The organism is Aestuariivirga sp. (genome assembly GCF_044239095.1).
Classification (GTDB): domain Bacteria; phylum Pseudomonadota; class Alphaproteobacteria; order Rhizobiales; family Aestuariivirgaceae; genus Aestuariivirga.
In genome coordinates, this window is sequence record NZ_JBIICB010000354.1 from 1 (window position 1) to 3,738 (window position 3,738).

Here is a 3,738-nt window from a genome sequence, read left to right on the forward strand (position 1 = left end):
CCGCACCGCGCAGGATCAGCCATGCGTTGAACGGGGAAAGCACGCCGCCGAAATGCACGGTCGCCTCCAGGTTCAGCGCGTCGAGTTCAGCCTTGCGGCCGATCACGGCGCCGCCCATCGCATCGCCGTGGCCGCCGATGTATTTGGTGAGGGAATGTACAACGAAATCCGCACCCAGCTGCAGGGGCAGGGTCGCGATGGGGGTGGCGTAGGTCGAATCCACCGCCACATCCCGCACGCCGCGTTCATGGGCCAGCCTGGCGAGACCGGCGATGTCGCACAGTTTCATGGTCGGGTTCGCGGGCGTCTCGAGCCACAGCATACGGGTGTTCGGGCGGATTGCCGCGGCGACCTCCTCCGGGCTTGAGGTATCAACATAGGACACCTCGATCCCGAAGCGCGGCAGCGTATCGCGCGCCAGTTCGGCGATGCCGACGTAATTGGCGTCCGGCACGATCAGGTGGTCGCCCCGGCTTAAGCGGCCACAGATCAGGGCATGGGCGGCGGCAATCCCCGATGCATAGCAAAGTGCGCCTTCCGCCCCTTCGAGGGCCGCAAGCTTCTCCTGCAGCTGTGCCACCGTGGGGCTGCTCACCCGGCCGTAGACGAAGCCGTCATAGCCCTGTTCGTCCCGGGCGGAAAAGCCCGTGACGGTTTCGGGCGCGAAGGTAACGGACATCACCAGGTTGGGTGATGAGGCCCTCGTAGCCGGATCGACGAATTCCCCTGCGTGAACAGCGGTTGTCTCGGTGTGCCAGCCGTGGTTAAGGCCCTTTTGCGACGCCATGGTGCCCGTTTTTCCTTTCCGGTGAAACTGTCCTATGATGCGGTCAGCCAATCGAATCTGCAACATCCGCGCCGGGGGATCTTCAGGCCAAGAATGACGTGGGACAATCCCCATTGGAGCGGAAGGCCGCAACTGAGCGCCGGGCCGCGGCATAAGCTGCGTCCCAACGCCTATGCGCGCCTTGCACGCTTTTCAGCTGACCACGGCAACATCATCGTTCTGATCTATACCGTGCTGGCGTTGGTCTGCGGCAGCTATGCCTCCGCCACCCTCAGGATCGACCCGGACCTGCGTCCGCGCATCACCCTCGACGATACCACGGTGAGGCTCAATGCCGAGTTGGAGCGGCAGTTCCCCGGCATCGAGCAGACGTTCCTGGCCATTGCCGACAACAGCGATCCCGCCACGGCGCGCCAACAAGCCATGGCCCTTGCCGCGGCCCTCGATGCGCGCAAGGACCTGTTCCTGTCGGCCTTCGTGCCCGGAACTGGCGCGTTTTACCAGGAGAACGCCATTCTGTTCCGCGATCTGGCGGAGGTTCGCGCACAGGTTGACTGGCTCATTCAGATGGAGCCTCTCCATTACGCCATGGCTTCCGCTCCTGATATTCTGGGCTTTGCCAGCCTGGTCAACGAGATCGGGAAGGCAGTCCTGCAGGGCCGCTCGCCCCCGGGCCTCGAAGCGATGCTCCTGGCGGCGTCTTCGGCAATCGAAGCGGAGGTGAAGGGAAGCCCGCTGCCTGTGAATTGGGTGGCTCTCGCGGGCCTTGGCGGCGAGATGCAGAGCCAGCGCTGGTATGTGATGGCGACGCCCCAGCCCGGCAAGGAGCCCGAAGCAGCCGCGGTTGCGCGCGCAGCATCGGAGGGCGTTGAGGGTATCAGCTGGCTGTGGCCGCGCCAGGCCCTGGCCAGCGCCCCCAGCACCTTTCGGGATTTCGTGGTGCCTGCAAGCCTCTCGGTTCTGCTTGCGTCACTCCTCACGGCCTTCATCCTGGGTTCGGTCCGCCACGCGCTGGCGGTCCTGCTGGGCTGCGCCGTCACGCTATGCTGCGCGGCGGCGGCTGCCGCGGCGGCGGGCCGCCCGCTCGATGGGGCAACCTGGTCCTTCGCCCTCGCAGTCCTGGCGCCGGTCTTCGTTGCGGGATCGATGCTCGCAACCTCCTTTGCAAGCTGCCGTGCCAAAGGCGTGTCGATCACGCAGTCCATCATGCTGGCCGGTCACCGCCAGGGAGGCTTCATCACCGCTGTCATGCTTGTGTTTGCCGCGGTGTGGCTGTCATGGATTCCGCGGCAGCTGCCCTCGCTCAGCCAGTTGGCGGCAATCGCTTTGTTCGGCTGTGCGGTGGCGTGGGTTGTCAGCATGACGCTGCTCCCGGCAGCGCTCTCCGTGTTGGCGGCCCGCCGCCCGGCCGAGGAGGCAAACTGGCTCGACGAGGCCCTGGGTGGCCCGCTGCCCGCCGCCGGACGCAACGCCATGGATGCATTGGCGTTGCTTGTTGTCACGGCCGCACTGGTCTGCGTGGCACTCATTCCATCCGTCCGCTTCGGTGAACGTCAGTTTCCCTCCTCGCCACCGCCCCTCATCGAGACCCCCGACGCGCGCGGCGCGATCCACATCCTCGCGCCCGCCGGCAACGTCGATGCGTTGCTGGGCAATCTCGCGGGCCTCGCCGAGGTTGGTGCCGTGCGCACTGCCTCGCAGTTCCTGCCGCCGCAGGCGCCGGAGAAGATCGCGGAACTCTCGCGGCTGTCGAACCTCACCCCTTTCGGGCCCGCATTCCGCAACCAGGCCGACCCGGCCCAGATGGTCCAGAGCCTTGCCGAACTTGAGGTGCAATTGACGGCGATCGCGGTCGGACCCGCCACCTCGCCTGCCCTGAAGGATGCTGCACTCCGGTTGCGCCGAGCCGTCGCGCTCTTCATGTCGCCGCAGCCACCGGCGGCGGAACGCGTTGCAGCGCTCGAGCGCGCGCTCTTCGGCGGGCTCGGCGATCTGTCCGCGTTGACGGAGCGCCTCTCCAGGCTGGAGGCCCCCGGAATAGAAAGCCTCGATCCCCGTCTCCTGCGCCGCTTTGTATCGGAGCAGGGGGTGTGGCGCATCGAGGTGATGCCGCGGAGTGGTGCGGGCGTGCTTTCCTTCCCGGCCGCCGTGCGGCGCGCGGTTCCCCAATCCGCCGGCGAGCCGCTTGTGTTCCTGGCGCGCAACGAGATCATTCATCGTGAGACGACGCTAGCCTTGGCAACGGCGCTGCCGCTGGCTGCGATCCTTGTGTTGGCCGCGCTCCGCAACGTTGTGGCGTGGGTATTGTCTCTGGTGCCGGCGGCTGCCTTTGTCACGCTGGCTGCGGCCGTCATCGTGCAGTTTGGCATCAGCCTCAACGCCGCAATGCTGGCAGGTTTGAGCGCGGCGTTCGCTGTGGTGATCGCCTCGGCGATGCGGATCGCCGATCACCTGTCCAGCAGGCCAAAGATCTCCGCCATCGGCCCGCCTCTGCGTGCCGCACTTCTGCCGCCGCTGGCGCTGGCCGGGGCCGTGGGACCACTGGCGCTGTCTTCGCGCCCTGCGGTGGCGGAAGTCGGAGGGGTTCTCGCCCTGCTGCTCGTGCTTGCCGGACTTCTCGTCGGCCTTCTGGTACCGGCCCTGTCCCGTTGGATCGACACCCTGGCGGGCCTGCGCCCGGGGCGGGCTTGGCGGCGGTGATTTCGAGAGCATGATGCGCCAGCTTCTCAATCCACCTGCACGCGAAAGCTGGGGTCCCGCTTTCTGTCTGCATGTGCTGCAACAAAAGCGGGATGCCAGCTTTCGCTGGCATGACGGTGAAAATTGGGAGGTGATCTCAACTGACCGCCCGCCGCTCTAGTGGATTGACTCCAACGTTTGGAACCCACGGTTCCGAGCTGCGATGATATCGCCAGGGTTGGCTTTCCATGCGAAGGGTTTGGGACTGGAGG

The 3,738-nt window shown here is 66.2% G+C and carries 2 protein-coding genes; one reads left to right on the plus strand and one right to left on the minus strand.

The features are described from left to right. The coding region (locus tag ACILRA_RS21010; RefSeq protein ID WP_395663999.1) for a trans-sulfuration enzyme family protein at positions 1–787 on the minus strand (787 nt) is incomplete at its 3' end. A gap of 93 nt (positions 788–880) precedes the next feature. Between ACILRA_RS21010 and ACILRA_RS21015 the strand changes: the two genes are divergently transcribed. Continuing rightward, complete coding sequence (locus tag ACILRA_RS21015; RefSeq protein ID WP_395664000.1) at positions 881–3,487, plus strand: hypothetical protein; 2,607 nt, start codon at positions 881–883, stop codon at positions 3,485–3,487. Positions 3,488–3,738 lie beyond the last annotated feature (251 nt).